General features: G+C 46.1%; 24 protein-coding genes and 1 tRNA gene. 7 read left to right on the forward strand and 18 right to left on the reverse strand.

Annotation, left to right across the window (positions count from 1 at the left end):
* Positions 1-3 precede the first annotated feature (3 nt).
* From EI981_RS19165 to EI981_RS19175, 3 genes are all read right to left on the reverse strand, one after another.
* Positions 4-2,307 carry a non-ribosomal peptide synthetase gene (locus EI981_RS19165; RefSeq protein WP_127000889.1) on the reverse strand — a complete coding sequence of 768 codons (2,304 nt, stop codon included), beginning with the start codon at positions 2,305-2,307 and terminating at the stop codon, positions 4-6.
* Positions 2,308-2,349: 42 nt separating this feature from the next.
* Complete coding sequence (locus EI981_RS19170; protein ID WP_162616220.1) at positions 2,350-3,705, reverse strand: serine hydroxymethyltransferase; 1,356 nt, start codon at positions 3,703-3,705, stop codon at positions 2,350-2,352.
* Between the two features lie 670 nt (positions 3,706-4,375).
* A tRNA-Leu gene (locus EI981_RS19175) sits at positions 4,376-4,459 on the reverse strand.
* 225 nt (positions 4,460-4,684) lie between these two features.
* Here EI981_RS19175 and EI981_RS19180 point away from each other — a divergent pair.
* On the forward strand, positions 4,685-5,098 hold the full coding sequence (locus EI981_RS19180; protein ID WP_127000893.1) for a YhjD family protein: 414 nt from the start codon (positions 4,685-4,687) through the stop codon (positions 5,096-5,098).
* An 88-nt stretch (positions 5,099-5,186) separates the two neighbouring features.
* On the opposite strand, the gene EI981_RS19185 is transcribed toward EI981_RS19180, so the two are convergent.
* The 3 genes from EI981_RS19185 to EI981_RS19195 all read right to left on the reverse strand — a co-directional run bounded on the left by EI981_RS19185 (position 5,187) and on the right by EI981_RS19195 (position 6,548).
* Positions 5,187-5,402 carry a hypothetical protein gene (locus EI981_RS19185; RefSeq protein ID WP_127000895.1) on the reverse strand — a complete coding sequence of 72 codons (216 nt, stop codon included), beginning with the start codon at positions 5,400-5,402 and terminating at the stop codon, positions 5,187-5,189.
* Between the two features lie 157 nt (positions 5,403-5,559).
* Entirely contained in the window at positions 5,560-5,886 is a 327-nt protein-coding gene (locus EI981_RS19190) for a hypothetical protein (protein ID WP_127000897.1), read from the reverse strand.
* A gap of 89 nt (positions 5,887-5,975) precedes the next feature.
* Positions 5,976-6,548, reverse strand: a complete 573-nt coding sequence (locus tag EI981_RS19195; protein ID WP_127000899.1) for a xanthine phosphoribosyltransferase — start codon at positions 6,546-6,548, stop codon at positions 5,976-5,978.
* Positions 6,549-6,848: 300 nt separating this feature from the next.
* Here EI981_RS19195 and EI981_RS19200 point away from each other — a divergent pair, with 300 nt between their 5' ends.
* Entirely contained in the window at positions 6,849-7,898 is a 1,050-nt protein-coding gene (locus EI981_RS19200) for a YkvI family membrane protein (RefSeq protein ID WP_127000901.1), read from the forward strand.
* Positions 7,899-8,014: 116 nt separating this feature from the next.
* Here the strand turns inward: EI981_RS19200 and EI981_RS19205 are convergent, their stop codons facing one another.
* Positions 8,015-9,136, reverse strand: a complete 1,122-nt coding sequence (locus EI981_RS19205; RefSeq protein ID WP_127000903.1) for a glycosyltransferase family 4 protein — start codon at positions 9,134-9,136, stop codon at positions 8,015-8,017.
* 524 nt (positions 9,137-9,660) lie between these two features.
* Between EI981_RS19205 and EI981_RS19210 the strand changes: the two genes are divergently transcribed.
* Entirely contained in the window at positions 9,661-11,070 is a 1,410-nt protein-coding gene (locus EI981_RS19210; RefSeq protein ID WP_127000905.1) for an RsmB/NOP family class I SAM-dependent RNA methyltransferase, read from the forward strand.
* A 164-nt stretch (positions 11,071-11,234) separates the two neighbouring features.
* Positions 11,235-11,333 carry a dihydroorotate dehydrogenase gene (locus tag EI981_RS19215; protein ID WP_127000907.1) on the forward strand — a complete coding sequence of 33 codons (99 nt, stop codon included), beginning with the start codon at positions 11,235-11,237 and terminating at the stop codon, positions 11,331-11,333.
* A 66-nt stretch (positions 11,334-11,399) separates the two neighbouring features.
* On the opposite strand, the gene EI981_RS19220 is transcribed toward EI981_RS19215, so the two are convergent.
* From EI981_RS19220 to EI981_RS19245, 6 genes are all read right to left on the reverse strand, one after another.
* Positions 11,400-12,194 (reverse strand): Cof-type HAD-IIB family hydrolase, encoded by a 795-nt coding sequence (locus EI981_RS19220; protein WP_127000910.1) that lies wholly within the window; start codon positions 12,192-12,194, stop codon positions 11,400-11,402.
* A 247-nt stretch (positions 12,195-12,441) separates the two neighbouring features.
* Positions 12,442-13,197 carry a pseudouridine synthase gene (locus tag EI981_RS19225; protein ID WP_127000912.1) on the reverse strand — a complete coding sequence of 252 codons (756 nt, stop codon included), beginning with the start codon at positions 13,195-13,197 and terminating at the stop codon, positions 12,442-12,444.
* Between the two features lie 5 nt (positions 13,198-13,202).
* Positions 13,203-14,759 carry an RsmF rRNA methyltransferase first C-terminal domain-containing protein gene (locus EI981_RS19230; protein ID WP_127000914.1) on the reverse strand — a complete coding sequence of 519 codons (1,557 nt, stop codon included), beginning with the start codon at positions 14,757-14,759 and terminating at the stop codon, positions 13,203-13,205.
* A 191-nt stretch (positions 14,760-14,950) separates the two neighbouring features.
* Positions 14,951-15,412 (reverse strand): DUF309 domain-containing protein, encoded by a 462-nt coding sequence (locus tag EI981_RS19235; protein ID WP_127000916.1) that lies wholly within the window; start codon positions 15,410-15,412, stop codon positions 14,951-14,953.
* Positions 15,402-16,220, reverse strand: coding sequence for a GTP diphosphokinase (gene yjbM / locus EI981_RS19240; RefSeq protein ID WP_127000918.1), 819 nt, complete (start codon positions 16,218-16,220; stop codon positions 15,402-15,404). The genes EI981_RS19235 and yjbM overlap by 11 nt, the downstream gene beginning before the upstream one ends.
* A gap of 28 nt (positions 16,221-16,248) precedes the next feature.
* Positions 16,249-17,343 (reverse strand): quinone-dependent dihydroorotate dehydrogenase, encoded by a 1,095-nt coding sequence (locus tag EI981_RS19245; protein WP_127000920.1) that lies wholly within the window; start codon positions 17,341-17,343, stop codon positions 16,249-16,251.
* Between the two features lie 460 nt (positions 17,344-17,803).
* Between EI981_RS19245 and EI981_RS29285 the strand changes: the two genes are divergently transcribed.
* Positions 17,804-17,941 carry a hypothetical protein gene (locus EI981_RS29285; RefSeq protein ID WP_179015858.1) on the forward strand — a complete coding sequence of 46 codons (138 nt, stop codon included), beginning with the start codon at positions 17,804-17,806 and terminating at the stop codon, positions 17,939-17,941.
* Positions 17,942-17,959: 18 nt separating this feature from the next.
* Here the strand turns inward: EI981_RS29285 and EI981_RS19250 are convergent, their stop codons facing one another.
* From EI981_RS19250 to EI981_RS19260, 3 genes are all read right to left on the reverse strand, one after another.
* Positions 17,960-19,423: a L,D-transpeptidase gene (locus EI981_RS19250; protein WP_127000922.1), complete on the reverse strand. Its 1,464-nt coding sequence runs from the start codon at positions 19,421-19,423 to the stop codon at positions 17,960-17,962.
* Between the two features lie 336 nt (positions 19,424-19,759).
* Positions 19,760-20,002 carry a ferredoxin gene (locus EI981_RS19255; protein WP_068780421.1) on the reverse strand — a complete coding sequence of 81 codons (243 nt, stop codon included), beginning with the start codon at positions 20,000-20,002 and terminating at the stop codon, positions 19,760-19,762.
* Between the two features lie 120 nt (positions 20,003-20,122).
* Positions 20,123-21,421, reverse strand: coding sequence for a DNA polymerase IV (locus EI981_RS19260; RefSeq protein ID WP_127000924.1), 1,299 nt, complete (start codon positions 21,419-21,421; stop codon positions 20,123-20,125).
* 183 nt (positions 21,422-21,604) lie between these two features.
* Between EI981_RS19260 and cimA the strand changes: the two genes are divergently transcribed.
* Positions 21,605-23,227, forward strand: a complete 1,623-nt coding sequence (gene cimA / locus EI981_RS19265) for a citramalate synthase (protein WP_127000926.1) — start codon at positions 21,605-21,607, stop codon at positions 23,225-23,227.
* A 134-nt stretch (positions 23,228-23,361) separates the two neighbouring features.
* Here cimA and EI981_RS19270 read toward each other — a convergent pair whose 3' ends face one another.
* On the reverse strand, positions 23,362-24,072 hold the full coding sequence (locus EI981_RS19270; RefSeq protein WP_127000928.1) for a MerR family transcriptional regulator: 711 nt from the start codon (positions 24,070-24,072) through the stop codon (positions 23,362-23,364).
* Between the two features lie 180 nt (positions 24,073-24,252).
* Here EI981_RS19270 and EI981_RS19275 point away from each other — a divergent pair, with 180 nt between their 5' ends.
* Positions 24,253-25,137 carry an alpha/beta fold hydrolase gene (locus tag EI981_RS19275; protein WP_127000930.1) on the forward strand — a complete coding sequence of 295 codons (885 nt, stop codon included), beginning with the start codon at positions 24,253-24,255 and terminating at the stop codon, positions 25,135-25,137.
* Between the two features lie 131 nt (positions 25,138-25,268).
* Here EI981_RS19275 and EI981_RS19280 read toward each other — a convergent pair whose 3' ends face one another.
* Positions 25,269-25,856 (reverse strand): TlpA family protein disulfide reductase, encoded by a 588-nt coding sequence (locus EI981_RS19280; RefSeq protein ID WP_127004835.1) that lies wholly within the window; start codon positions 25,854-25,856, stop codon positions 25,269-25,271.
* Positions 25,857-26,176 lie beyond the last annotated feature (320 nt).

Genomic DNA, 26,176 nt, shown 5'->3' on the forward strand with positions numbered 1-26,176 from the left:
GTTCTATGACTTAGTTGCTGACGCTGAATTCCAAAGCTCTTTAAGATGTTTGCGATTGACTTTCCCATTTGGTGTTGTCGGAATTTGGTCAATGAAACAAGTTTCGGAAGGAACGAAATAGGAGGGCAGTCTCTCGCTCAGGTAAACTCGCAGAAGAACAGGATCAATATGCTCACCTTGCTTTGGTTGAACAAAGCTAATTATTTTCTTCTTCTGAGGCTCATATTCAATAGCCAAAGCAATACAGTCCTCAATTTGAGTGTGCTTCTTGAGCCAGTACTCAATTTCCCCCAATTCAATACGGACACCGTTAATTTTCACCTGATGGTCCAAGCGACCCATCAAAATTATAGTGCCGTCGTCTGTATACTTAACCAAATCTCCAGTCTTGTATATCTTAGTATCAGGCTTCCACGGATTGGGTATAAAACGCTCAGCAGTTAATTCTGGTTTGTTATAGTATCCTTCAGCAACACCAACACCTCCAAGGTATAGTTCTCCCGGAACTCCGATCGGCACAGGTTGAAGCAAATTGTCGAGAATATAGGCACATTGGTTGGCCATAGGTTTGCCATAAGGAATACTTGTCCATTCTGGTTCAACTTTCTCAATACCATAAATTATGGAGTCCATTGAAGCTTCGGTAGCACCGCCAAGGCTTATAATTTGAGAAGAGGGTGCCACACTTTTTATCCTATTGGGGAGTTCTACCGGAATCCAATCTCCGCCGAGCAGTATTACTCTTAACGAAGCCAATTTCATCTTTCGTTGGATAGAGCATTTTGCTAGCAGTTCTAAAAGGACTGGTACTGAGTGCCAGATTGTGATGCCTTTAGCAGCAATCTCCTTCATCCAGTGAATTGGCTGATCCGCAAACTCCGGTTGGGGCAGGACTATGGTGCCTCCCGCTGCAATCATGCCAAATACGTCGTAACAAAACATATCAAAACCAATTGCTGATACGGCCAGCAGGCTATCTTTTTCATCTATAGAGAAACGGGTATTAAAATCGTAAAAGTTATTTACCCGCCCCCGATGATTAAGCATAACTCCTTTGGGATTTCCTGTTGAACCGGAGGTATAGATGATATAACACAAATCTTCTGGTGAAATATCCATTTTCGGATTGATATCAAGAAATTTTTCTAGATTCTCTTTTTCCTCTTTTAGAAGTATAATTTTCATCATGTGATTCCTTGGAAGGAGCGGTACAAACTCCCGCTCTGTGATTAGCAATTGAATATTCGCGTCTTCTAACATATAATGCATTCGTTTGATCGGATAAGCCGGATCAATAGGCACATATGCGCAACCAGCCTTTAATACGGCAAGTAAACTCACAATTATTTCTATCGATTTGTCCAAGTAGATTCCTATTGGCTCATTGGGGTGCTTCTTCAGTTCCAGCAGCTTGTATGCTAAGCGATTAGCTCTTCTATTAAGTTCACCTCTTGAGATCGTTTCTTGACCTTGTCGTACAGCCGGGGCAAAGGGGTTTTCCAGGGCTTTTTCTTCAAATAATTGATGTAAGCATTGATGTGCAGGATAAGTCGCATCAGTGGCATTCCACTTTATCAGCATTAGCTCCTGTTCTTCTAAGCTCATTAGCGGAATCCTGAATATATTCGATGTCGATTGTTTTATGCCGCCTAACCAGATATTCCTTAGATGGTCTGCGATTCGACGAATTGTACTCGTCCTGTATTTCCCTACTTGGTATGTCATCGTCAAATTTATCCTATCTTCATCTTTATAGAATATAAAATGAAGTGAGGGGTGCAGGTCGTTAAGTCCGTCATTCAATATCGGTAACTGTCGATGCCAAGAAAATGCAGTTTCAAACAATAACGTTCCTTTATTCCTGAACTCTTGATATATTTTTTTAAATTGAGGTAGTGTTATACATTTCTCTCTCGTCTTCACAGTTAAATCTTGAATCGTTTGAATTAGCTCCATAAATGTACTCGATTCAGATAAAGGGATTTGCATAAATTTAATGTCCCCTGCGAGATTTTCCACAAAATTAAGGGGCGCGACGCTTATCTGGTGATTTGCGGTGTATCGCGCTATTAGCACTAAATAAGCCGCCAGCAGCGAATCTTCTATACTCAACCCTTTCGTTTGTGCCAGAACTACCAGATCATCATCTATAAATGTAAAATTTTCACTTTTACATGAGGTTGGAAGTGCAGAGACGAAGTCAGTCGGAAATCCATTCGACGGATTTACTTCTAGGACACTCCTCCAGTAATTGGTTACCGATCCGCTCCTCCCATGGTGAAGGTTCGATTTATTATTAATATCCACATTTTTTGTCCCCAATCTTAATAAATTACCAATATGAAATCATTAATAATTAAAAATTGGAAAGCGATTGCACAATTCTCCTACTTGTTCTCTTACGTTCTTGCGGATAGAATCATTTACAGCAACGGTGTCCCATGTATCTCCCGTCATATTCCCTATTACTTTAGAAATAATTTCTGCACAACACATCATTTCTATCTGCCCGAATCCTCTTTGAGCTAAACTGTTAGTGCCCAACCTGATCCCCATAGAAATCGTTGATTTGGAGTTCCGGTTCGGCACATTATTTTTATTCACAATAATTCCACATTGCTCAAGCGCTCTTTCAGCCAAATTCCCCGAAATTCCATTTCGTGTAAGATCAATTAGAACAATATGGGTATCTGTTCCTCCAGTTATGATATCAAATCCCAAAGACATTAATGCTGCCCCCAACACTCTTGAATTATCTAAGATCCGATACATCGTAGTTTTATAATTCTCAGTCTGTGTAAGCTGAAGCGCCATTGCCTTAGCAGCAATCATATTGGGAATTGGAGCCCCCTGGAAAAAAGGAAATACAGCCCTTTGTATATGCTCCGCAAGTGACTTTTTCTTATCGTGTAAAAGCATGCCTGCATCCTTACCAGAGAGGATTAAACCACCTCTAGGTCCAAAAATCTGTTTGTGTGTGCAGGTCGTAATGACATGAGCGTAATCGATTGGTGAAGGGTGTAAACCTGCGATGACTAGACCGGCTATATGTGAGATGTCAGCCAAAAGGTACGCGCCTACTTTATCAGCGATCTCCCTGAATCGCTTGAAGTCAACCTGACGCGGATACGCAGTAGTCCCGCATATAATTAATTTGGGGCGATGCTTTATAGCCAGACTTTCCACTTGATCATAATCAATTAAGAAGTCTTCGCTCAGACTATAACTTACAGCGTTGAAGCAAGTACCTGAATAGGAGATTTTTGCCCCGTGGCTCAAATGTCCACCAGAGGGTAAATCCATACCGAGAATCGTATCTCCGGGATTTAATAGGGAAAAGAGCACAATCTGATTGGCCGAAGATGCTGAATGAGGCTGCACGTTAGCATATTGAGCATGAAAAACTTGCTTCGCCCTTTCTATGGCAGCGTTTTCAATTGCATCAATATTTTCGCATCCGGCATGATATCGTCTTCCCGGATACCCTTCAGCAGTCACATTCCCTGCACTCATGGATTGGCAGATTAATACAGCTGGTGGAACAATGCTGCAAGAGGCCACCATCATGAGTTCGTTCATTTGACGCTTGTGTTCTACGCAAAAAAGAGAATACAACTGGTTATCCAACTCTTTCAGGTCGTCCAATCCGTTAGCGAGCAAATCAATTAAGGTGTGATCGTTTGTAGACCAGTAATTAAATTTCACTCGAATATGTCTCCTCTACAAAATTCAACTTTTATCTACTTGGAATTAAAAGAACATCAAATATCTTTTTACATTACTATTTAAACTTGTATGTAGTTCCATAATTTACTTATAAAATAATATTATGTCTTGTGCTGTAATATATCTCACTTTGTTTTCCAATATACAACAAAAATATTTCTCACTCGAAATAATCAGTTGACTGCCTCCTATATAGAGTAATTATTCCCTAGTCGTTGCGAACCCCTTCTTCATTTTGGACTAAATAACACATATGTAGTTATGAATATTTGTTAGAAATTTCAAATCCTCTGGTTGGAAATTAAGAGCGTTGCATAAATCTTTCGAATATCAATTTTAAAATGATATATTAAAAAAGCCTCGTCTTCAGAAGACGAGGCTTTATGTCAAGTATGCATAACTTTTACTCGGTCACATATCCGATTTATGAAATAACTTTCAAGTCAAAAATAGCGCCTCGAACCCCGACGCTGTAGGTTATCTTGGTCAAAATAATTCCCATTTTCATTATGTTCTATATTCGTCCCCCATACCATTTATATACAGTACTGAAGAGGCAATTAAAAAAACAAAAAACCCTTGATCATCAAGGGTTTTCTTCGTATAGAGCCAAGGGCAATCGAACCCTTGAACTCATTGCTGCCAGTAATGCGGTCGAGAGGACTCGAACCTCCACGGGGGTTAGCCCACACGGACCTGAACCGTGCGCGTCTGCCAATTCCGCCACGACCGCATATTCTAATGTCTATCGCAGATCACTTCGTGTTCCGCAGCGACAAGGTATATAATATCACGGCTAAATTATAGAGTCAACCATTTTAAATAAAATATCATAATCGCTCCCCTTCATTCTATAAGGCTTCTTGATGATACCCTCTGCTTGAAAATCCCATTGTTATTTCTAATTATTTTGGATATAATAAGAACATAAGTTCGTATTTAGGGAGAAGGTGTTCATATGGCCGTACCCGGTATACTTGAAGAGGAGCTTGCCTTGATCAAGAGCGCTCTGCTCTTAAAGTTCGTGCGCCATGTATTCCAGCGGGACGCAAGAATTATTGAACAGAGCGGTGTATTGAAGAGTCCTGAGATCTATGTTGAGATGATCCAGGGAGGAGAACAACGAGCTGCCCTCGTATTATCCGAGATACAAACTGAATTCAATAAGCGTAAGATTAGACTGTACCAGATTCGGCAGGACGAGAACGGAATCTGGGCCGATTATACCTGTCGTGGATATCGCGGGGAGATGAGGATATTATGGGCTGGAATGCGCCATGAGATCAATTCCCGCATGCGGGCCTATCTGGGGGGAGATGCTCCCAAGAGAAGCCGCCTGCAGCCAAGTAGGCGCGCCGCCTCGGACTCCTGATTCCTATTCCCCGCACATACAAATACAACTATCCCAGATGCAGGCTGCGCTCGCCTCTCATCCAGGATAGTTGTCTTATTATCAGCCTTTATTCCTCGAACGAAGGCCGAGGATCCTTAGCGGATTGAATCAAATAATTGCGGTCCAGCTTGACCATATTCCGGTTTGGCCTACGGACCAATACATGGGTCTCATCCCAGGCAACAATAATTCCTCTAACATCATTCTCAGGAAGCGCATCCCTCACCACGCGTACCTTCTGCCCGGACAACCGATACTCATTCAGCTGCTCATCTGTTATCATCGTATTTACTTTTCACTCCTCTCTTCACTCCAATATGCCCCAAATATGCTGAGCAGATCAAAAATCGGAAGAAGCCATCCGAGTGAAGCGGTTCTGCCCAGCTTTATAATTCTTCAAAAAAAGACCCCGCATCAGCTTGCGGAGTCCTCTATCCCTCTTAACGTTGTGCATGCTCCTTGCTGCCGTCGAACCAGAAGTCGAGCACCTTCGAAGACATTACTCTTTGCTCCAAATACCCGACCTGCTGCAAGCTGAATTCCTCTTTCCATGGCATGTCAAGCTCTTCGCACAGTTCAACAATCGTCAGTAGCTTCGACCACGCCACATAGCGCTTATACCAGAAGAATTGGGGATGCTCAAGCATATAGGGATAAAGGTCATCAAACTCTGTATGCTTACAATCGAGAGCCCGTTCAAAAGCAACCTTGGCTTCGGATAATTTCGAAATGAAAAACTCTGTAGGAACTACCGAATCTCTTCCCATCTTATAAGCCTCCTCTCCCTAGTAATCCTCATTATAACGAAAAAACATGAACCTGCAAAGGAGTCATGAAGAAATTGGAATAGCTATATTTATTCAGCGAAAATGACCTGCCCATTCTCTAGAGACTTAATCTTGGCCAGTGTCTCCAAACGGATTCCTTGATCACGAATCGCCTTTGCTCCAGATTGGAAGCACTTCTCCACCACGATTCCTGCACCAACTAGCTTCGCGCCGGAGCGTTCAACAATTTTGATCAGGCCTTTGGCCGCATCGCCATTAGCAATAATATCATCGATGAACAGAACCCGGTCCTGCGCGTTGATCAGATCTCGGGATATCAGAATATCGGTTACGATACCTTTTGTAAAGGATGGAACCCGTTCCTGAAGCATATCTGCTTCCTCCAGTAGCGTTTTCTTGCGGCGGGCAAATACGAGCGGTACCCCCAACGCATACGCCGTCGCGAACGCGATCGAAATGCCTGAGGATTCTACTGTCACGACGCGGGTTACCCCTTCATCGCGAAAACGCTCGGCCAGTTCCCGACCAAGCTCCATCATAAGCTCCGGGTCAACTTGATGGTTCAGCAGCTTGTCCAGCTTCAGCACTTCCTCCGAGACGACTACGCCTTCCTCAATAATCCTTTGTTTTAATTTATCCATCCTATTCTTCCTCCCGAGTCATAGTGTGTGTTCAAAAAGGCCAGTTTTCAGCACCGAGAAGGTTGGATGAAGCTAGGGACGAAAGGAGCGGAGCGTAGGCAAAACCTACGTGAGCACCGGAAGGCCCGGCTGAATTCAAGATTCGATGTCGAATAACCTCTCGAGCTACTTCGTGATCAAAAGTGGACTTTTTGAACAACCTCTCATACCAAATAAGTTTCATTTTACAGTTTGAGTCATGTCCTCTTGAAACACAACATACCTTGTACTATATATAGCACACCCAGCAGGAGGAAGGCCATGAAAAATGCCGTCAAAATTTTGCAGATTGCATTCACTTATATAGGTACTGTCGTCGGCGCCGGCTTTGCAACCGGACAAGAGATACTACAGTTTTTTACTCGCTACGGCAAATTAGGCATCTTAACGATTCTGTTAGCAACCGTTCTGTTTATATGGCTAGGTACAAAAATGATGCTGCTCGCCAACAAGATCCAAGCCGTATCCTATGAAGACCTCAATCGCAAGCTGTTCGGCGAGAAATTCGGACAAGCTCTTAGCCTATTCACACTCATCGTCCTGCTCGGCGTCAATAGTGTCATGCTGGCTGGAGCCGGCTCTGTATTTAACGAGCATCTCGGCCTCAACTATCAGATCGGCCTCTGGATCACGCTCATTAGCACCTATTTGCTATTGGGCAGGGGAATTAGCGGCATCATGAAGCTCAATTCCATCGTCGTTCCCATGATGATCATTCTGTCTCTGGCCATTATTATCAATACAGCAGGGTCCCCGGGCGCAAGCCGATTCTTAACTATGGATACCGACACTGGTCTATTCTCGGCCTGGGCTTCTCCACTCATGTACACCGCCTTCAATCTATCGATGGCCCAAGCTGTGCTCGTTCCAATCGGCAGCCATACACGCGATCGCCGGGCCATCATATGGGGTGGTGTTCTCGGTGGTGCTGGCGTCGGCTTCATGCTCATGGCCGGTCATTTCGCCCTGTCCGCGAACATGCCGGGAATCTCCCAATTTGAAATACCCATGGGCAGCATCGCCCAGCAACTGGGGAGCGTAATCCAGCTCATCTATATCCTGCTGATCTTCATGGAGATCTTCAGCACCTTTGTATCCGATATATACGGTGTTACTCTGCAGCTCAGACAGCGAATAAATGTATCTCCGAGGCTGCTCTCCGTCATGATTCTGTGTCTGTGTTACATCACCAGCCAATTCGGCTTCAGCACATTACTCTCGATCCTATACCCGATGTTCGGCATATTCAGCCTGCTATGGGCGGCGTTGCTAGCGACCTACAACTCTAAGCAGATAACAAACCATAAATGATCTCTAGAATACACCGTATATGCTGACATGTCGGACATCTCTTAATATAGAAAAAATCCACCCCTGCCCCTACAGGGCAAAGGTGGAAGGCCAATTTACATTTTCACGAATTACGGTTATTGATACTCCAAATATAGCTTCTTCAATTCATACACGACCCGGTTCAACGAATAATGCTGCTTGGCATGATCAGAACCTGTACGGGCTAACTCATAGCGGAAGGCCGGGTCAATGATCACCTGCTCCAATGCATCGGCAAGCGCCGATACGTCCCCCACTGGTACCAGCAAGCCATTCGAGCCGCTCTCAATCTGCTCGGAGATTCCTCCGACATCTGTTCCCACCAAGGCCAGACTGCACAGCGCTGCTTCAGCGAATACCGAACCGAATGCTTCCGCCCGCGACGGCAATACAAATACGTCAAAGAAAGGTACAAATTCTTCAGGATGCAAGGTATATCCATAGAAGATCGTCTCATTATATATACCCAACTCCTTGGCCAAATCCTCAAGCTCCTTGCGGATCGGGCCGTCGCCGATAATATGCAGCACATAATTCAATCCCCGCTCTTTGAGCTCCTTGCAGGCCCGGAGAAGGATATCCAACCCCTTAGCGGGAACAAGTCGGCATACTGTGACAAGCTGCGTCACTTCATTCTCATGAGGTACAGGCTTGAAGCGCCGCTCATCGAAACCGTTCGGTATTATGCCGATCTGTTCCGGATGGTCCACATAATCTGTTAAATAACTCTTGAATGAATGAGATACGGTGAACAACCGATCCGTACGCGCTTCAAGCTCTCTATACAATGAAGTCAAGAACCGCTGTTCCAGGCTACCCGCCTTAATCCGTCCGTTCAATAGCAATTCACGCTCATAGCTGGAATGGATGCTCTGCAATACCGGAGTCTCCGGGAAAACTTCCTTCATCGCGAGCCCGGCAATCGGATGATGCGCATGAATCAAATCGTAGGGCTTGTTCAAACGCAGCTTCGTCCACCATATATAGTCCTTGTAGGTTTGTATATATTTTTGCACGATCGGGCTTTCCTCATATTCACACCAGTCAAATGTATGGAAATGGACAGGCTCATGCCCTTTATTTCTAATCCGTTTGGGAAGCGAAAATAATTCCATCTCCCAATGGGGAGAATTAAACCGTTCTTGTAAAGAAGGGATCATCGATGATACGCCTCCAGGCTGCTCTGGAGGAAAAAATAATGCCTGTAGCAGTTTCATAAGGGTTCTCCTTTGCTCTCTATCTTAGAGGTAATTCAAAAAGTCCACTTTTGATAAGAAAACCTCTAACGAGGCCATTCAAGGATGAGCGACCGCGATTCAAAGGTAGGCTTTCTTGCGATATAGAATTTCATCAGCTTTCGCTGATAACGTATAAATTCTATATCTAACACGAAGTAAATCATGAAGCTATTCGACATCGAATCTTGAATTCACCCGGGTCTTCCGGTGCTCACGTACAAACAACGTACGCTCCGCTCCTCAGACCCTAGCTTCATCCAACCTTCTCGGTGCTGAAAACCGTACTTTTTGAACTCTCATTATAATAGGTTGAACAACACTCTATGACGCAGATGAACCGCCAATTCTTATTATGCCATAGGTAGAGTGGAACATCCATTCCCCTTTTTCTATCCAAAGCAACAATTTCCGTCAATACTTACTACAAACAAGCTTTTGAACAGAAGCATCCAGTGTGGTAAACTGCGAAAGGAATATTATTTGATCGAAAAGGAGCAACAAATATGTCAGACCGATCCCTGCCTGCAAATTTCAAGGAACAGATCATTCAGATGCTGGGACAAGAGGAAGGCAACGCCTTTCTGAACAGTTATGAGCAACCACGTACCTATGGACTGCGTATCAATCAACTTAAATTGAAAACAAATGATGCTATAGATGAACTGATCCAAGCCTTCAAGCTAAGACCCGTACCTTGGTGCAGCACGGGCTACTATTATGAGGAAGATACCCGCCCTGGCAAGCACCCTCACCATATGGCAGGGCTCTACTATATCCAAGAGCCGTCCGCTATGTCAGCCGTAGAACTGTTAGACCCACAGCCAGGAGAGACCATTCTCGACCTCGCCGCTGCTCCAGGCGGCAAGACAACCCAAATCGCAGCGAAAATGAATGGACAAGGCCTGCTGATCAGTAACGAAATTCATCCGCAGCGAGCCAAAATATTAGCCGAAAATGTGGAACGGATGGGCATCCGGGGAGCGATCGTTACCCAAGCTACTCCACCCGAATTGTCGGCACGCTTCCCGTTAACCTTTGATCGGATCATGCTTGATGCCCCTTGCTCCGGTGAGGGCATGTTCCGCAAAGATCCTTCCGCCATCGAGGAATGGTCTCCAGCTTCGGTTGCGCTCTGCGCGAACCGACAATGGGACATCCTCCAGGATGCGATCGCCATGCTGAAGCCAGGCGGCACGCTCGCCTATTCCACTTGTACCTTCAATCGGACAGAAAATGAAGAAATGATTGCACGGGTGCTGAATGAATATCCAGAAATGCGCCTTAAAGCCGAGAAAAGAGTATGGCCCCATTTGCGGCAGGGCGAAGGGCATTATGTAGCCGTGCTGGAGCGTGACCAACAAGCAGAAGAACAAGCTGCCTTAGGCAGAACAAATGAGGCAAGAGCCAATAAGAAGCGAGGCAAATCGTCCCGTGCAGGACGTGAATCTAGCAAAGAACTGCTGAACGCTTGGGAAGCCTTTACCACCTGGACCAAGCTTGATTTGCCCGGCTTCCAAGCAGATGGAGGGATACCCGTCCTGTTCGGAGAAGCTCTGTATTTACTGCCCCGCAGTAAAGAATTGAACGTTGATATGGAACTGCTATCCGGGATCAAGGTTCCCCGTGCCGGTCTACACCTTGGCGACTACCGCAAAAATCGCTTCGTGCCGGCCCACGCCCTAGCGATGGCTGCCGAGGCAGAGGACGAAGCCCGCGTAGTAGCCCTGGAGACTAATTCCTCCGAGCTTGCTGCTTATCTACACGGCGAGACCTTAAATGTATCTACAGAGCTTCGCGGCTGGGTAATCGTGGCCGTCAAATGCGGCAGTAGCAGCTATCCGCTTGGATGGAGCAAAGCCAGCGGGGGACAGCTGAAGAATCATCTTCCCAAGGGACTTCGTCTCATGCATTAGTCGTCAGGCACCCTAAGCATTAGATAGGACAAATGATACGCCCAGAGGCTAAGTCCCTGTTTTATGTGAATCATGGTAGAAGTCCATACCATATTCGCTGAATAACATAAAATACCGTATCCCGTGATGAACGGGAACAAGTTAAGGCAAAGGGAGGAATCACGATGGGCGAAGCTTATGGCGGCAATTTATTTACTTCCACAACAACGATTCTTGTTCTGTTCATCCTGCTCGTTATCGTAACTCGTGCATTTTTCATCTAATGTGATGACTAAGACAAAGAGCGGTGAACCTTACGGTTCACCGCTCTTTCTTAACCTGTACGGATTCTATAGACAATACTTCTGCAATGCTAGCTTAACGCCTTCCTCATTATTAGAAGATGTCATAGCATCGGCCACATCCTTGACTTCCTGTGGCGAGTTATCCATAGCAATGCCCAGGCCGGCATATTCCAGCATCGTTAAGTCATTATAATAATTACCGATGGCCAGCACATTCTCCACAGCTATTCCGCGCATTTCTGCCAAATGCTTCAGCGCTGAGCCTTTAGAGGAATCCTTATGCATCAGATCAATGAAATAATCGCCACTGCGAAGTACGTTGAACTCATGTGTCCAGGTACTCCATTCCTCCATAATCTTATCCATCACCGGAATATCTCCAGATAAGGTCATCTTCACAAAGGGATCATCCACCGGACGCTCCGTGAGATCCTTCGGCTCGATCAGAAACTTATGGTACATATCGAGCGCTTCCTGGCTAAGCCCGGATGCTCCCTCTACATATAATCCAAAAGTCGTATTTAGATCATAATGCACATGGTTCTGCTCGCAATATTGAATGTAAGGCTTCAATCCCTCACTGCGCATCTCGAAGTGGTGAATGACCCGTCCATCCTTAACGTTTACTGTAGCCGCGCCATTATGCGTGATCGCATAACCTTCCATTCCCATCTGCTCCATATAAGGAATACAGCTGAGCGGAGCACGACCGGTACATAGCACAAACTCTGCCCCTTGCCCGGCAATCTGCTTAATCACTTCAATAGTTCCCGGTGTCAAGACATGATCATCCGTCAGAAGCGTCCCATCTACGTCCAGCGCTATCAATTTATACTTCATCTCTCACCACTCCTCTTTTTATTTGTAATTCAAAAAGTCCCCCTTTGATCACGAAGTAGCACTGAAAGTTTATTCGACATCGAATCTTGAATTCATCCGGGCCTAAGCAGATGCTTACGAAGTTATGTTTCCTACGGAAACATCTTAGGTGCTCACGTACAAACTACGTACGCTCCGCCCCTCACTCCCTAGTTTCATTCAACCTTCTCGGTGCTGAAATTGGAACTTTTTGAACCCTCTTTATTTTCTATTTCCTAATATTCTTCAACGCCTCCAGCTCGGCTGCAGTCAATTCGCGGAAAGAGCCTAGCGGTAGCGAAGCATCCAACTTCAGCGGCCCCATTGATACCCTCTTTAGATAGGTTACCTTGGAGCCGACGGCCTCGAACATCCGCTTGACCTGATGGAACTTCCCCTCAGAGATCGTCAGAGATATTCGTGATTTAACCGTCCCGTCGTCGTATTCTCCATATTCCAGGATCTCCAGCTGCGCAGGCATCGTCACATAACCGTCATCGAGCTGCACTCCCGCCTGGAACCGGGCAATTTCCGGCTCACCGATACGTCCGATACAATCCGCCAAATAAGTCTTCGGCACATGCTTGCGCGGGGATAGCAGATCATGAGTCAGTCCGCCGTCATTGGTCAGCAGCAGCAGCCCTTCTGTATCTTTATCCAGTCTTCCAACAGGAAAAGGTGCAAATACCTTGAACTCATCCGGAAGCAGATCGATGACGGTCCGATCCCTTAAATCCTCAGTCGCGGAAATGACGCCCGGCGGCTTGTGCATCATGATATATATGAATTCCCGATAGACGATACGTTCTCCGTCAATCTCAATCGCATCCAGTTCAGGATCAGCCTGTGCGCCGCTATCCTTCACAACAGATCCGTTCAATGAAATCCGCCCTTGCTTCACTATCCTCTTCAGATCCGAGCGTGATCCGTATCCTAGATTACCAAGAATCTTATCGATTCTCTGTGTCTTCTTCCCTGTTCCCATAACGTTTAAGTCCACCTCCAACCGGCAGGATACTCATTCTTAAGGATTCCGTCGATCCACTTGCCCCAACCTAATGGGTAGCCCTCTGCCGTGACTAATACGAACCCCTTCGGACCCGAATCTTCTATATAACTAATGCGGGACTGCTGAATTTCTAGCGTCTCACCCTTCAAATATCTAACGGCTTCCCCATCCTGGACGGACAGCTCCAGTATCCGGGAAGCTTCAGCAGGTTTGAGCGCGGTAGCTAACGGATGTGCAGGCGTGAAGCGCCCATTCTTAACCGAACCGATATACCAGCCCGAACGAACCGTCCTCAGACCGTTCAGCCTCTCTTTGGACAGCAGAGAAATATATAGATTTGTCCCGTATAGCATCACCTCGCCGGCAGGCTGCAGCCGAAGCTGCTCATCTCTGAAATGCTCCCAACCCGCCAGCAGCTCGCTATCATTCGTCGCTGGCTTACTCGGTGTATGCGCCCCTTTGGCGCGACCATGTGGCCGTATTTTCCCCTTTTTCACAGGAACGGCATGATCCGCAGATTGTGCATCATGACTGTAAGGCACATACTGAGTCAAGTCCAGCGATGAATCCACTGGCCCCTGATGCTGGAGTATAGCCAGAAAATGGCCTTCCCCATCGACCTGATGCGGCCATAATCGTCCGCAATGGTCTGTCTTGGCAGCCGCCTCCGCTGTGAGCCCTTGACTCATGGTCAAGTCTGCCAAACCTTCCGCCTGAACGAGCCAATCGGCTCGTCCAGGCGCAAAGCCCCCATCTCCGGGCAACGGTATAACTTCATAATCTTCATACTCCTGAAGAAACCCTGCAATAATCGCTTCATTCTCCTCCGGTGAGAAGGTGCAAGTTGAATATACGATCCTCCCGCCAGGAGATAGCATTCTGGCAGCCGTATGCAGAATATCATGCTGCATATTCGTATATTGCTCAAGCGAACGCTTCTCCCACTGTCTAGCCATTTCTTCATCCTTACGAAACATTCCTTCGCCAGAGCAAGGCGCATCAATCAGAATGCGGTTGAAGAACTGTGGGAATCGATCCGCAATCCGCTCAGGCGTCTCATTCAAGACGATCGCGTTGCGGACACCGTTCAACTCAATATTTTTAGCCAATGCCTTGGTCCGTTCTGCACTAATATCATTCGTCACCAGAAGACCTTGACCACTCAGCTTGGCAGCAATCTGCGTCGATTTGCCTCCAGGAGCTGCACATAGATCGAGTACTCGATCCCCCGGATGAACATCTAGCACCTCAACCGGGGCCATCGCACTTGGTTCTTGTATATAATATAATCCTGCATGATAATACGGATGCTTACCTGGCTTCAGGCTCTCTTCCACATAAAAGCCTGTCTTACACCACGGAATGGGCTTAAGCTCGAACGGAGATATTGCGCGGAAAGATTCTACATCGATTTTTAGCGTATTTATGCGAATACCGGCATAACGCGGCTTCTCATAAGAAGCGAGAAACTCTTCATATTCATCCCCAAGTAGTTGCTGCATTTTTGTCGTAAAAGCGATTGGTAATTGTAACCCCATGCTATACCTTCCATCTATATAGACTTGTGAAATAAAAAAGCAAAACTATTGTACCACAAGCCCTTGGTTTTTCGCGAAAGGAAGTTATAAGCATGAAATACATTCATTTATGTAAAAAACCGCTATCGCTATCGCAAAAGCGGCTAATCTCTTCGTATAAACCGGATCTCTACATCCGAATCAGGGCTTGATCAGCCCTGCCGCCGTTGTTCATGCTTCGGTCCCCGCATTGGGCGCCGCCTCTGCGGAATATTGGGGGAAATGTGAGCAGAAGCCAGCTCCACTGCCTCCCTCAGTTCAGGATCTATGATATCAATCGTCAGATCATAATGGGTGAACGGGCTCTGCTTATAAGCCTCCAGCTTGGCCGCATACAGGGCAGCCTCACTGCGCAGCTTACCCAGGTCAATACCCAGACTATCTATAGGATAAGGCTTAAGACGTTCCACCGCGGAAAGCAGCATTTTTCTTGCCCCAATCACGTTTCCGTAGCGGAAATGGAATAAGCCCACCGCAATCTGGAGAAGCCCCTTATAGAGCGGATCGCTCTGCTGAGCCAGCCACAGCTCCTCCATCACTTCATGACACTCAAAGTAATCCCTATCACGATTAAAATAGACCAGGAACGCCAAGTACAACGGCTCATTCTTCATTCGCAGATTCCTCGGCATTCGTCTTGGAACGATGAATCATCGCCTTAACTTCAGTCAGCAAGGCCTTCATTCCTTCCATATCCCGCGCTTCCCATAGCTCATTAAAGCGCTCCTGGGCCGCAATCGCTTCCGAAACCATATGGAAGAAGTACAAGCGATGGATCGCCCCAAGCACAGAGGAGACGATATTGGAATCATCCTCGAAGCTCTTCTGGGCGTCGAGAATTTCCTGACGGATGCTGGACATCTCATTATCAAGGATAAACACCGCCTCGGCCGTCTTTTTCAATCGAACGCGCATTTCCTCAGGCAGCATCTGACGATACTTGTAATTCAAGGAATGTTCGATCGTGGCCCAGAAATTCATGGCCAAGGTTCTGATCTGAATTTCAGCCAACACATTCTTCTGTCCAAGCGAAGTCTGCACTGGATATTCCACGATCATATGGAAGCTGCGGTAGCCGCTCTCCTTATAATTCGTAATATAGTCCTTCTCGTACAGAACCGTCAGGTCTTTCCGCTTCCTGATATATTCCGCCACCCGGCGGATGTCCTCTACGAACTGGCACATAATACGGATGCCGGCGATATCCTCGATCCCCGTCTCCAGATTTTCCATCGGCACATTCAGTCGCTTCGCTTTATCAAGAATACTGGAAATCTTCTTGACCCGACCCGTCACGAATTCAATTGGAGCATACTCTTCGATCTTCTTCAATTCGGACCGCATCGTCTTGAACTTAACCTTCAATTCTTCAACAGCTTGTTCATATGGAAGCAAAAACGTTCCCCAATCTCTACTATCCATTGTTGTGCCTCCTATCTTCAGTAGCCCCTTAACGGTGATCAGCACCTACCGCTTCGGATATATGGGAGAACCCATCCCGCCGCAGCAGTTCCCTTAGGCCACGATGTAGCTTGCGGTTGATCTCGGGGCCTTCATAAATCAGCGCCGTATAAATTTCTACCAGGCTGGCGCCTGCGCGAATCTTCTCATAAGCATCTTCAGCAGTAAATATCCCGCCCGATCCAATAATCGGCAATTTGCCCCCAGTCTGGAGGTAAGCACGAGACACCACTTCCGTCGATCTGGCCCGCAGCGGCTTACCGCTTAAGCCTCCGGTCTCCTTCGCATTGTCATGCGCCAGGCCATCTCGGGATATCGTCGTATTGGTTGCAATCAATCCGGATACACCGCTATTCTGGATCGTATCGATCATGAATTCCAGTTCCTCATCGCTGACATCAGGAGCGATCTTCACCAGAACCGATTTTCTAGTTCCGTAACGCTTCGCCTGCACGTCCATCTCATCCGTCACGGCCTTCAATAAGGAAGCTAGTTCGCTCCCATGCTGCAGATTACGCAGGTTCGGCGTATTCGGTGAACTGATATTGACGACAAAGAAATCCGCCTGCGGATACAGAGTCGTGATGCATTTCTCATAATCCGTATGCGCTTCTTCATTCGGGGTCAGCTTGTTCTTACCGATATTGACCGCGACTGGGATACGCCGTGATTTCAACGCGGCCAGTCTCACCGCCATATCTTCCGCACCACGGTTGTTAAATCCCATACGATTAATCAATGCTTCGTCCGGAGGAAGCCTGAACAGTCTTGGCTGTTCATTGCCAGGCTGCCCTTTTGGGGTTACCGTCCCCACTTCCATAAAGCCAAATCCAATCGAGGAAAACCCTTCTACCGCTTCGGCATTCTTATCAAGTCCGGCGGCCAATCCTATAGGTGAGGGGAAATGAACACCGAATAAATCTGTAGCAAGCTCCGGCACTTCCGGTACACCATACATTCCACGAACAACAGGAACCATTCCTGGTACTTTCGCTACTTTATGTAAACCACCGATCACCAGATGATGTGCCGCCTCTGGGTCCAGCTTAAAAAAAATCGGTTTTCCTAAATTACGGTACAACACGTTTCTGCTTCACTCCGATCATTCGCCCTAGCGCTAACTTTATCTCCTTATCCAGTTTAGCCGTTTCTGCGGCAAAAGAAAAGTTAAGAGTTCCGAACGAGTAGGAAAACAAGCCTATGGAATTTTAGAGAAAATCCCAATAATTGCGTGACCAAATATAGACTTTTTGAACAAGCTCAACATAATAAATGTTAAAAAGTCCGGTTTTCAGCACCGAGAAGGTTGGATGAAGCTAGGGACTGAGGAGCAGAGCGTACGTAGTTTGTACGTGAGCACCTGAGATGTTTCCGAAGGAAACATGACTTCGCAAGCATTCTCTTAGGCCCGGGTGAATTCAAGATTCGATGTCGAATAGCTTCAATGATTTACTTCGTAATCAAAAGTGGACTTTTTAAACAACCTCTATAAAATATAGAGTGTATACTTCTTAAAGCAAATGTAGAAGAGAGGGGATTTGTCCATGTCAAACAAACGCAAGCCACCTACACTGCAGCAGAAAAAGGACGAAGTGAACAAGAAGGCGCTCATCTGGGCCGGTTCGGTAACCGGCGTGCTCATCTTGTTCGTGATCATCGTCCTAGTACTGACCAAGCTTTAAGATACGAGTTTCAAGATTTTATAACAGCCAATGATAAGTACGGTGGGGATTCGTCTGATCCTGACTCCGTTTGAGAACAAACCGTTCCTTCGGTACGCTCTCCAGCTGCGGAAGAATCCCCTTGCCGATCTCGATCTTGGCTCCACGCGGAATCAAATCAAACAACTCCTCGACATCCTTCTTCAACATTCGAATACAACCAAGCGACTCGTCCTTGCCGATGCTATCTGGCTCATTCGTCCCATGGATGGCATAATTCGTATCCGACAGTTGCATCCCGCGGCTGCCGAAGTCCCCGTCATCCTTACCGTTCGGGTTAATCACCTTATCTGAAACCTTGAAGGTTCCTTCCGGAGTCTTATCACCGCCAAGTCCTACCTTATAGCTTCTTAATATTATGTTCCCGCTTACGACTGCCAATAGATGTGCATCCTTGTCAATGACGATGCGCAAAGGCTCCTTGAAATAAAGCGGTTCGCCTCCTGGATTGCTGTTCAGGCGATCCTCGCTTGCAGTCGGATGCTGTTCGCCCTCCTTTTGAGGCTTGCTGCCAGCTTGCTGTTGTAGTGCAAGCACACGCTTGAATTCATGCCTCATTAACGGGTTACTTCCGGCCAGCCAATTATCCGGGAATGGTTGCACCAATTGATCCAGACTCTCCGGCCAGGTGCCTTTTTGCTCCTTGTATGTACGTATCGCCGTGGAGAGAACCGCCAGCGTCTCCTGTCTCTCGATCCATGCCTTGCCTTCCTTCTGTAGCTTGGTCGCATCCGGCGGCGTGCACTGACAAGCCTTCGGATCATACGATTGTACCTTCATCACGCCATCTTGCGGACTCTTGTCCAACTCGTATACGACCGGCATGTCCTTGGTCCAGATTAGCCATTCTGCCTTTTGCTTCATTCCAAGCACAACTACCTTTGAAGCCGACGTCTTTAGTTTATCGCCATATAAATCTTCTAGCGACTCATAAGGATTATCTGTATTACTCTGGTAAGCACTCGCCGTGAACTCTGCTCCCTGGCCCTCACCAGGGCTACCGATGCCCAAATTTCTCTCGTTCTCCGGCCACATCGCTTCGCTGTCCGGACCCGGATTTTTTACAGTGAGCCCCAGATCATCTGCGATGGTGTCTGAATCATCCTGGACAGGAAGATCCAATGCAAATTGTCCCGGCGCATAGGCGGACGATAAATTAAGCAGCAGCAGGAACACAAGTACAATGCCAATCTTACGCACAAGCCCTTTGCGCTTGTCCTTCCGTCTCGATTCCTCATGCAGTTTGTCCTGATATTCCTGCCATAGATCCGCCGGGACCTTGGTTGCCTCAAAGGCTTCATAGACGCTTCCCGCCTGATTATAGCAATACTGGGCCTTCCCTTCTTGCCCAGCGCTTTCATATTCCTTGCCCAGCAAATACCAGGCCATTTTATTATCCGGGTGATTCTTCACATAGCTCTTCAGGTAAGCCGTATTCTTCATGGCTATCCTCCGATATATTAGAGGTTGTTTGAACTCTCACTATAATGTTAGGTTCATCTATTATATATATCGGCATAAGCTTAGATTTTTCTCTATGTACCGGAAGAAAACAGTCTATCGTCCTATTTTTACAGAATCTAGAACTAGATCTACGGACATACTCAACAGGCACTTATTAAAATATGCCCAAAATGCAAACAAGAACCTCCCCTTCCAACCGGAAGGAGAGGTCCTCACTATGAATAGGGATGAATCACTCAAGCAATCTATCGATTAATGAGCTGATATTCCCTGTCTTATGATGCTATTAACAGTCAGTGCTTACCGTTAATTAACTTAACCTTCTTTGTTAAATGGTTCATCCGCTACTTTGATGGAGTCTGTAGGACATCCGTCACAAGCGTCTTGAAGGTCATCAAATAGGTCTTCAGGAATTTCGGTTACACCACGATTGGCGTCGCCTTCATAGATCACTTCGGCCAAGCCTTCGTCATCATAATCGTAAATATCTGGTGCCGTCGCGCCACAAGCGCCGCAAGCGATGCAAGTATCCTTCTCAACCCAAGTAAATTTAGCCATTTTTTCTGCCTCCTGAATAAACGGTACAAGTCCGGTGCTTTGTTATCACCATGACCAATATAATATAAATACCAATCAATTTCAATTCATTTTCCGCATTATTCCATTCGAATACATGAATCATTTATCATCATTTGCTTGATCATTATCCAGAAGAAAGTCGGTCTGTAGCGAAGTACCTCGAACTTTGTGATTACGAATCAGCGCCGAGGGATCATCCGACAGCATTCCCGCTGTCAGCACAGCGCTCTCACCGAATTTATCGCGCAGCATATCCATCGTCTTCGTCAGCGATTCCTTCTTCGGCTGCTGTTCATAATCGAACAGATCTAGCTGTAGCACCGCTTCCTCCTTGGGCAACAGATTCTGCAAAGTTATACCGAGTAGTCTAACTGGCTTCTCTGTGCTCCAGTGCTGCTTGTACAACTTACAGGCTTCTGTATAAACATCCTCCGCTCTCTCCGTCACGGTGTCTAGGCTATGGGATCTTGTTATCGTCTTCATGTCCGGGGTACGTATCGTAATCTGCACCGTCTGAGCCATCAGTTGCTGCCTGCGTAAGCGCCGCGTCACTTGATCCGCTAAATTCAGCAGCACCCGCTGGACATCCTCCATCTCACTAATATCCCGCGGCAGGGTCGTCGTATGCCCGATCGATTTATTCTTCTCCCGCTCATCAATGACCGGCGAGTCGTCATGGCCATTCGCCGCCTGCTTCATCCAGTGTCCAACAACGCCGAAACGTTCTAATAACAGCCGCTCCTCCGCTGCAGCCAGCTGTCCAATCGTATAAATGCGCATCTTCTTCAGCTTTTCTGCCGTCCGCCTACCGATCCCGAACATTTCATCGCACGGCTTATCCCATAGCAATGCTGGCACATCACGTATCCGCAGTACCGTTATGCCATTCGGCTTCTTCATGTCTGAGGCCATTTTGGCCAGCAGCTTGTTAGGTGCAATCCCGATTGAACATGGAAGACCAAGCTCACTGGCAATACGCGATTGAATCGCCTGCGCAATTTCCATCGGTGTACCAAACTGCTTCGAGCCGGTAATATCCAGATAGCACTCATCAATGGATACGGCTTGCAATAGTGGAGTGTAGCTATAAGCGATATTCATAAAAGCTTTGGAGTATTTACGATACAAATGAAAGTTCGGCTGAATCACGATGAGCTCCGGGCACTTCTTCAGCCCTTGACTGACCGTCATCCCCGTAGATACGCCTCTTCGGCGGGCCGCATAGGAGCAAGTAACGATGACTCCCTTGCGCAGTTCCACACTGCCGGCCACAGCGGTCGGGCGATTCCGGTACTTCTCCGGTTCCTCCGCCTCATGCACCGAGCAGTAGAAAGCGTTCATATCGACATGCAGCACAACCCGCCCCTTGGCGGGATAGTATTTATCGACATTATTCAAGCGTTTCCCCTCATTTATATACTAGTAATTTCAGCATACCCTTTTCAGCAAAAAACGGTCAATATAGCGATGAACTTTTAACGAAAATTATATTACATTTAAAATATCAGGATGATATAATTAGAAAATATACCTAAATCGGTGCTTCATTTTTGAGGACTTCCAAAGGGGGATACTTCCATTATGTCAAAAGCTTTAACTATCTTCGACACTACTTTGCGCGACGGTACTCAAGGAGAAGGCATTAGCTTATCCGCAGAGGACAAATTGAAGATTGCCAAGAAGCTGGATCAGCTAGGTGTCCATTACATTGAAGGCGGCATCCCCGGCAGCAATAGTAAGGATATCGAATTTTTCGATCGAGTTAAGGAATTGCGTCTGAACGCGAAGATTACCGCATTCGGCAGTACTCGCCGTAAGAACAGTCTGGCTGAACATGATGCTAATTTACAGCGTCTCATCGACTCTGGTGCCCAGGCGACATCGCTTGTCGGCAAGTCATGGGACTTCCACGTGCATACGGCACTTCAGACTACTCTGGAAGAGAATCTGGCGATGATCTATGATTCTATTGCCTACTTGAAGCAACACGGGCTTGAGGTTATGTTCGATGCCGAGCACTTCTTCGATGGCTATAAGAACAATCCCGAATATGCCGTAGCCGTCATGCGCAAAGCCGAAGAAGCTGGTGCAGATTGGCTGGTCATGTGCGATACGAACGGTGGAACCATGCCTCACGAGGTATCCGACATCGTTGCCGCACTTGGCGGACAGATTACCGGAACCGCAAGACTGGGCATTCATACGCATAACGACTGTGAACTAGCGGTGGCTAACACACTCAGCGCGGTTCGCTCCGGTGCCGAAATGATTCAAGGCACCATGAACGGCTATGGTGAACGTTGTGGTAACGCCAACCTCTGTTCCATTATCCCGAACCTGCAGCTGAAGCTTGGATATCAGGTCCTTGAAGAGAAGCAGCTGGAGCAACTGACGAACACGGCCCGCTACGTAAGCGAGATTGCCAATGTTCATATGCCAGTTAACCAGCCTTATGTAGGCGCAGCCGCCTTTGCTCATAAAGGCGGCATCCATGTATCGGCGATCCTGCGTGATGCTCGTACTTACGAGCATATTGTGCCTGAGACAGTGGGCAATCACCAGCGGGTGCTTGTCTCCGAACTGGCCGGTCAGAGCAACATCTTATCCAAGGCACAGAAGATGGGAATCGAATTCGATCCGGAAAAAGAAAGCACCCGGGAAGTTATTGGGCGGATCAAGGATCTGGAGCATCAAGGCTATCAATTCGAGGGTGCCGACGCTTCGCTCGAGCTAATGCTACGAGAGGCTAACGGAGAGGTGAGGAAGCTGTTCACGTTCGAGTCCTTTAAAATGCTCGTGGAGAAATCGGCCGGAAAACCTGTCGTATCTGAGGCGTTCGTCAAACTGAACATCGATGGCAACTCTATCTATACTGCTGCTGAGGGCAACGGTCCGGTCAATGCGCTGGATAACGCGCTGCGCAAGGCGCTGATCAGCTACTATCCTGGCCTGAACGACGTACATTTATCAGACTATAAGGTTCGTGTCCTTGATGATAAAGAGGCAACCGCCTCGAAGGTTCGCGTCTTGATTGAATCCTCCAACGTGGAGAACTCCTGGAACACAGTCGGTGTCTCCAGCAACGTCATCGAAGCAAGTTGGGAAGCGTTGGTTGACAGCTTCCTGTACGCCCTACTGGGCCAAGACAAACGTGAAGGCTACGAGGAGATCCAATCGGTCGAGAGAGGCCTTGTGAATCACTAATTACTCACTATAAACAAATGAACGTTAAAAAAACCTGCAGAAAAATGCAGGTTTTTTTCTATGCAAGCTTAAGCCCCATTCATAACCTGCAGCGATCCAGAAATTAACGAGGCAATCGTGTGCTTATCCCCTTTTTAGTTAGTTACTTCTTGGTATAAGTTTATATATTTAATTAGTTCTGCGATTCCTTTCAATTGATCCAATAGTTGATGATTCAAATTTTCCAAAGCCAACTGAAAAGAATGTTCGATTTTGTTATAATTTTGTGTATCCAAATCATTTAATAACCCCTTCATATTTTCTATATAATAAACGGTTCTTCTCAAGCTGCTTATGACCAGTATTTTACGAAGTTCAGCTACTGAAAACATTCTATAACCGTTTTCTTTATTTCTTTCTGAGTGGACCAGACCTTCGTATTCCCAATGACGGATAGCTGAAGTATTTACTCCCGCTATTTTTGCAGCCTCTCCAATGCTCATATATTCTGTTAATTTCACATTTTTATATCTAGTAAAATCAGCATTTTGAATCATCATGAGTATTTCTTCGACTCGTCGTTTCTCCACCTGAATATGATATTGCTGTTCATTAACTAACCACAGGGCTTCCTCAAATCTTGCATCCTTACACAATCTCATTACATCGTAAACAACGGGAATGTCAAATCCTTTTAACATGGCTCTAATGGTAGTAAAAGCTTGAACATGTATCCATGTATAGACACGGTGATTACTTTTTGTTCTTGGTACAACAGGAATAAGTTCTTGTTCTTCATATCTTCTCAAGGTTGTGGTGCTGAAATTTAAGGCATTTGCAATTTGTTTAGGGCTAAATGTTTCCATTTATAACTCCTTTTTAAAGTTGAAAACCGGTCTTTTTGAACACAAACTTAATGTAAAACCTTCAAGTGCTACAATAACATATTTTGAAGAAGACCCCCATTTATAAAGTGGAGAACAGGGGGAAACCGAAAGATTGCATGAATGTTATACGATAGTTGTAAATCGTTAGGGGTGATGAAAATGGAGAAAAACATAAAACTTATGGATGAATCAGAGTTAAAGGTTAGTCTAGTCGGAAATCCCGACTCTGCAACAATTATGATTCCGGGTGCAAAAGAATCCGTATATGGAAAAGAGGCTGAAAACCTAAAGTTGTGGGGAGTAGACCCTGAATTAGGAAAACATTTTGTTGAGGGGCTCGTAGACAAGTTTCAGATATTATATTTCGACTACGAAGGACACCGATTTCAACATCCGAGCCCTGACAATCTCACACCTGAGAATATCGCAAAAGATTTCTTGATCATCGCTGATGAAATGAACGTTAAGAAATTTAGCTATTATGGTTACTCTTGGTTAGCTCTAGTTGGGTTACAGTTAGCCATTCGGACAGACAGACTGGAAAGTTTAATGATGGGTGGTTTTCCTCCAATAGACGGTCCATATAAAGAAATGATGGCAGTGACAAATAAAACTTACGAGCAAGCTTTAAATAATCAAAATTCAGCCGTTTACGATGAACAAAACTATATTAGTCCAGAAAAGGTAGATTGGGATAGTATAGAGGTAAAGATCGACACGGATCAAACCAAACAGTTTGTTACCATGTACAAAAACTTAATAGAATTTGATGATAGAGAAATCCAGCATCAATTAGTTACTCCGAGATTGGCATTTGCTGGGGAACAAGACACGATTGTTTATGGTGAAAACTTCGGCAGTGTAACAGTTGATATTAGCGGTATACTTCAGAAAAATAAACAAGAATTAGAATACCTTGGATGGGATATAGAAGTTTTAAAGGGAAGTGGTATGGATCATACCAAGGCTATGCAGCCTGAAGCGGTTCTGTCGTTGATAAAGCCGTGGTTAATTAAAAATTTGAATATAACTTTGCCCGAATAATCGTAATTTCTAACGAAACTGGATATCGTTATTGGAGCTTAAACTCAGTATTTCGCTCCAATAACGATATAGCCAGGATCATGCTAAGTGGAAAAGATGCTTTTATACAAGGCGCTCGCAGTAATGGACTGCTACGAATTCGTCAGCTTCTTCAATTTGGCTTCCAAATCCTTGGCGGAAAGAGAGCCAACGATAACCTCCTGGATGATACCATCTTTCCCGATCAACACATTCGTCGGAAAGGCCACCCCATTAAACTTGCGATAAATCTCTTCCTTCTTATCGAGCAGTACTGGGAAGGTATAACCGTAGTCCTGGACAAACTTCTTGACGTTGTCGAGCTGATCATATAAGGTGACGTTCACAGCGTACACATCCAGTGAATCGCTATATTTCTTTGCCATGGTAACCAAATCCGGCGCCTCTTCTTTGCAAGGATCACACCAGGAAGCCCAGAAGTTCAATAGTAAGGCCTTGTCACGTTCTCCACCCACTGTGTATACCTGACCATCCAGATCTTCCAGAGAGAAAGAAGGTGAAGGTGTCCCAGGCTTAGGCGCCCCCGCGGCGAGCAACTCGGTTAGCGATTGGCTGGACTTAGCCACTGCTTCTTTTTCGCCCTTCTCCCATAATCCTAGTGAGCCTTGGCCCAAATTGACGTACAATACTGCCGCTAATAAGATAAGCAAGCCTGCCAATATCCATTTATGTCGTCTCATGAAATCCATTCCTTTAAAGAGGTAATTCAAAAAGTCCGCTTTTGATAAGAAAACCAGATCGTGGTCAATTCAAGGCTGAGCGACCGCGATTCAAAGGTAGGTTTTCTTGCGATATAGAATTTCATCAGCTCTGCTGATAACGTATAAATTCTATATCTAACACGAAGTGACACTAAGAGCTTATTCGACATCGAATCTTGAATTCACCCGGGCCTAGAGAATGCTTACGAAGTCATGTTTCCTTCGGAAACATCTCAGGTGCTCACGTACAAACTACGTACGCTGTGCTCCTCAGTCCCTAGCTTCATCCAACTGAAGCG

The organism is Paenibacillus lutimineralis (assembly GCF_003991425.1).
GTDB classification, from domain to species: Bacteria; Bacillota; Bacilli; order Paenibacillales; family Paenibacillaceae; genus Fontibacillus; species Fontibacillus lutimineralis.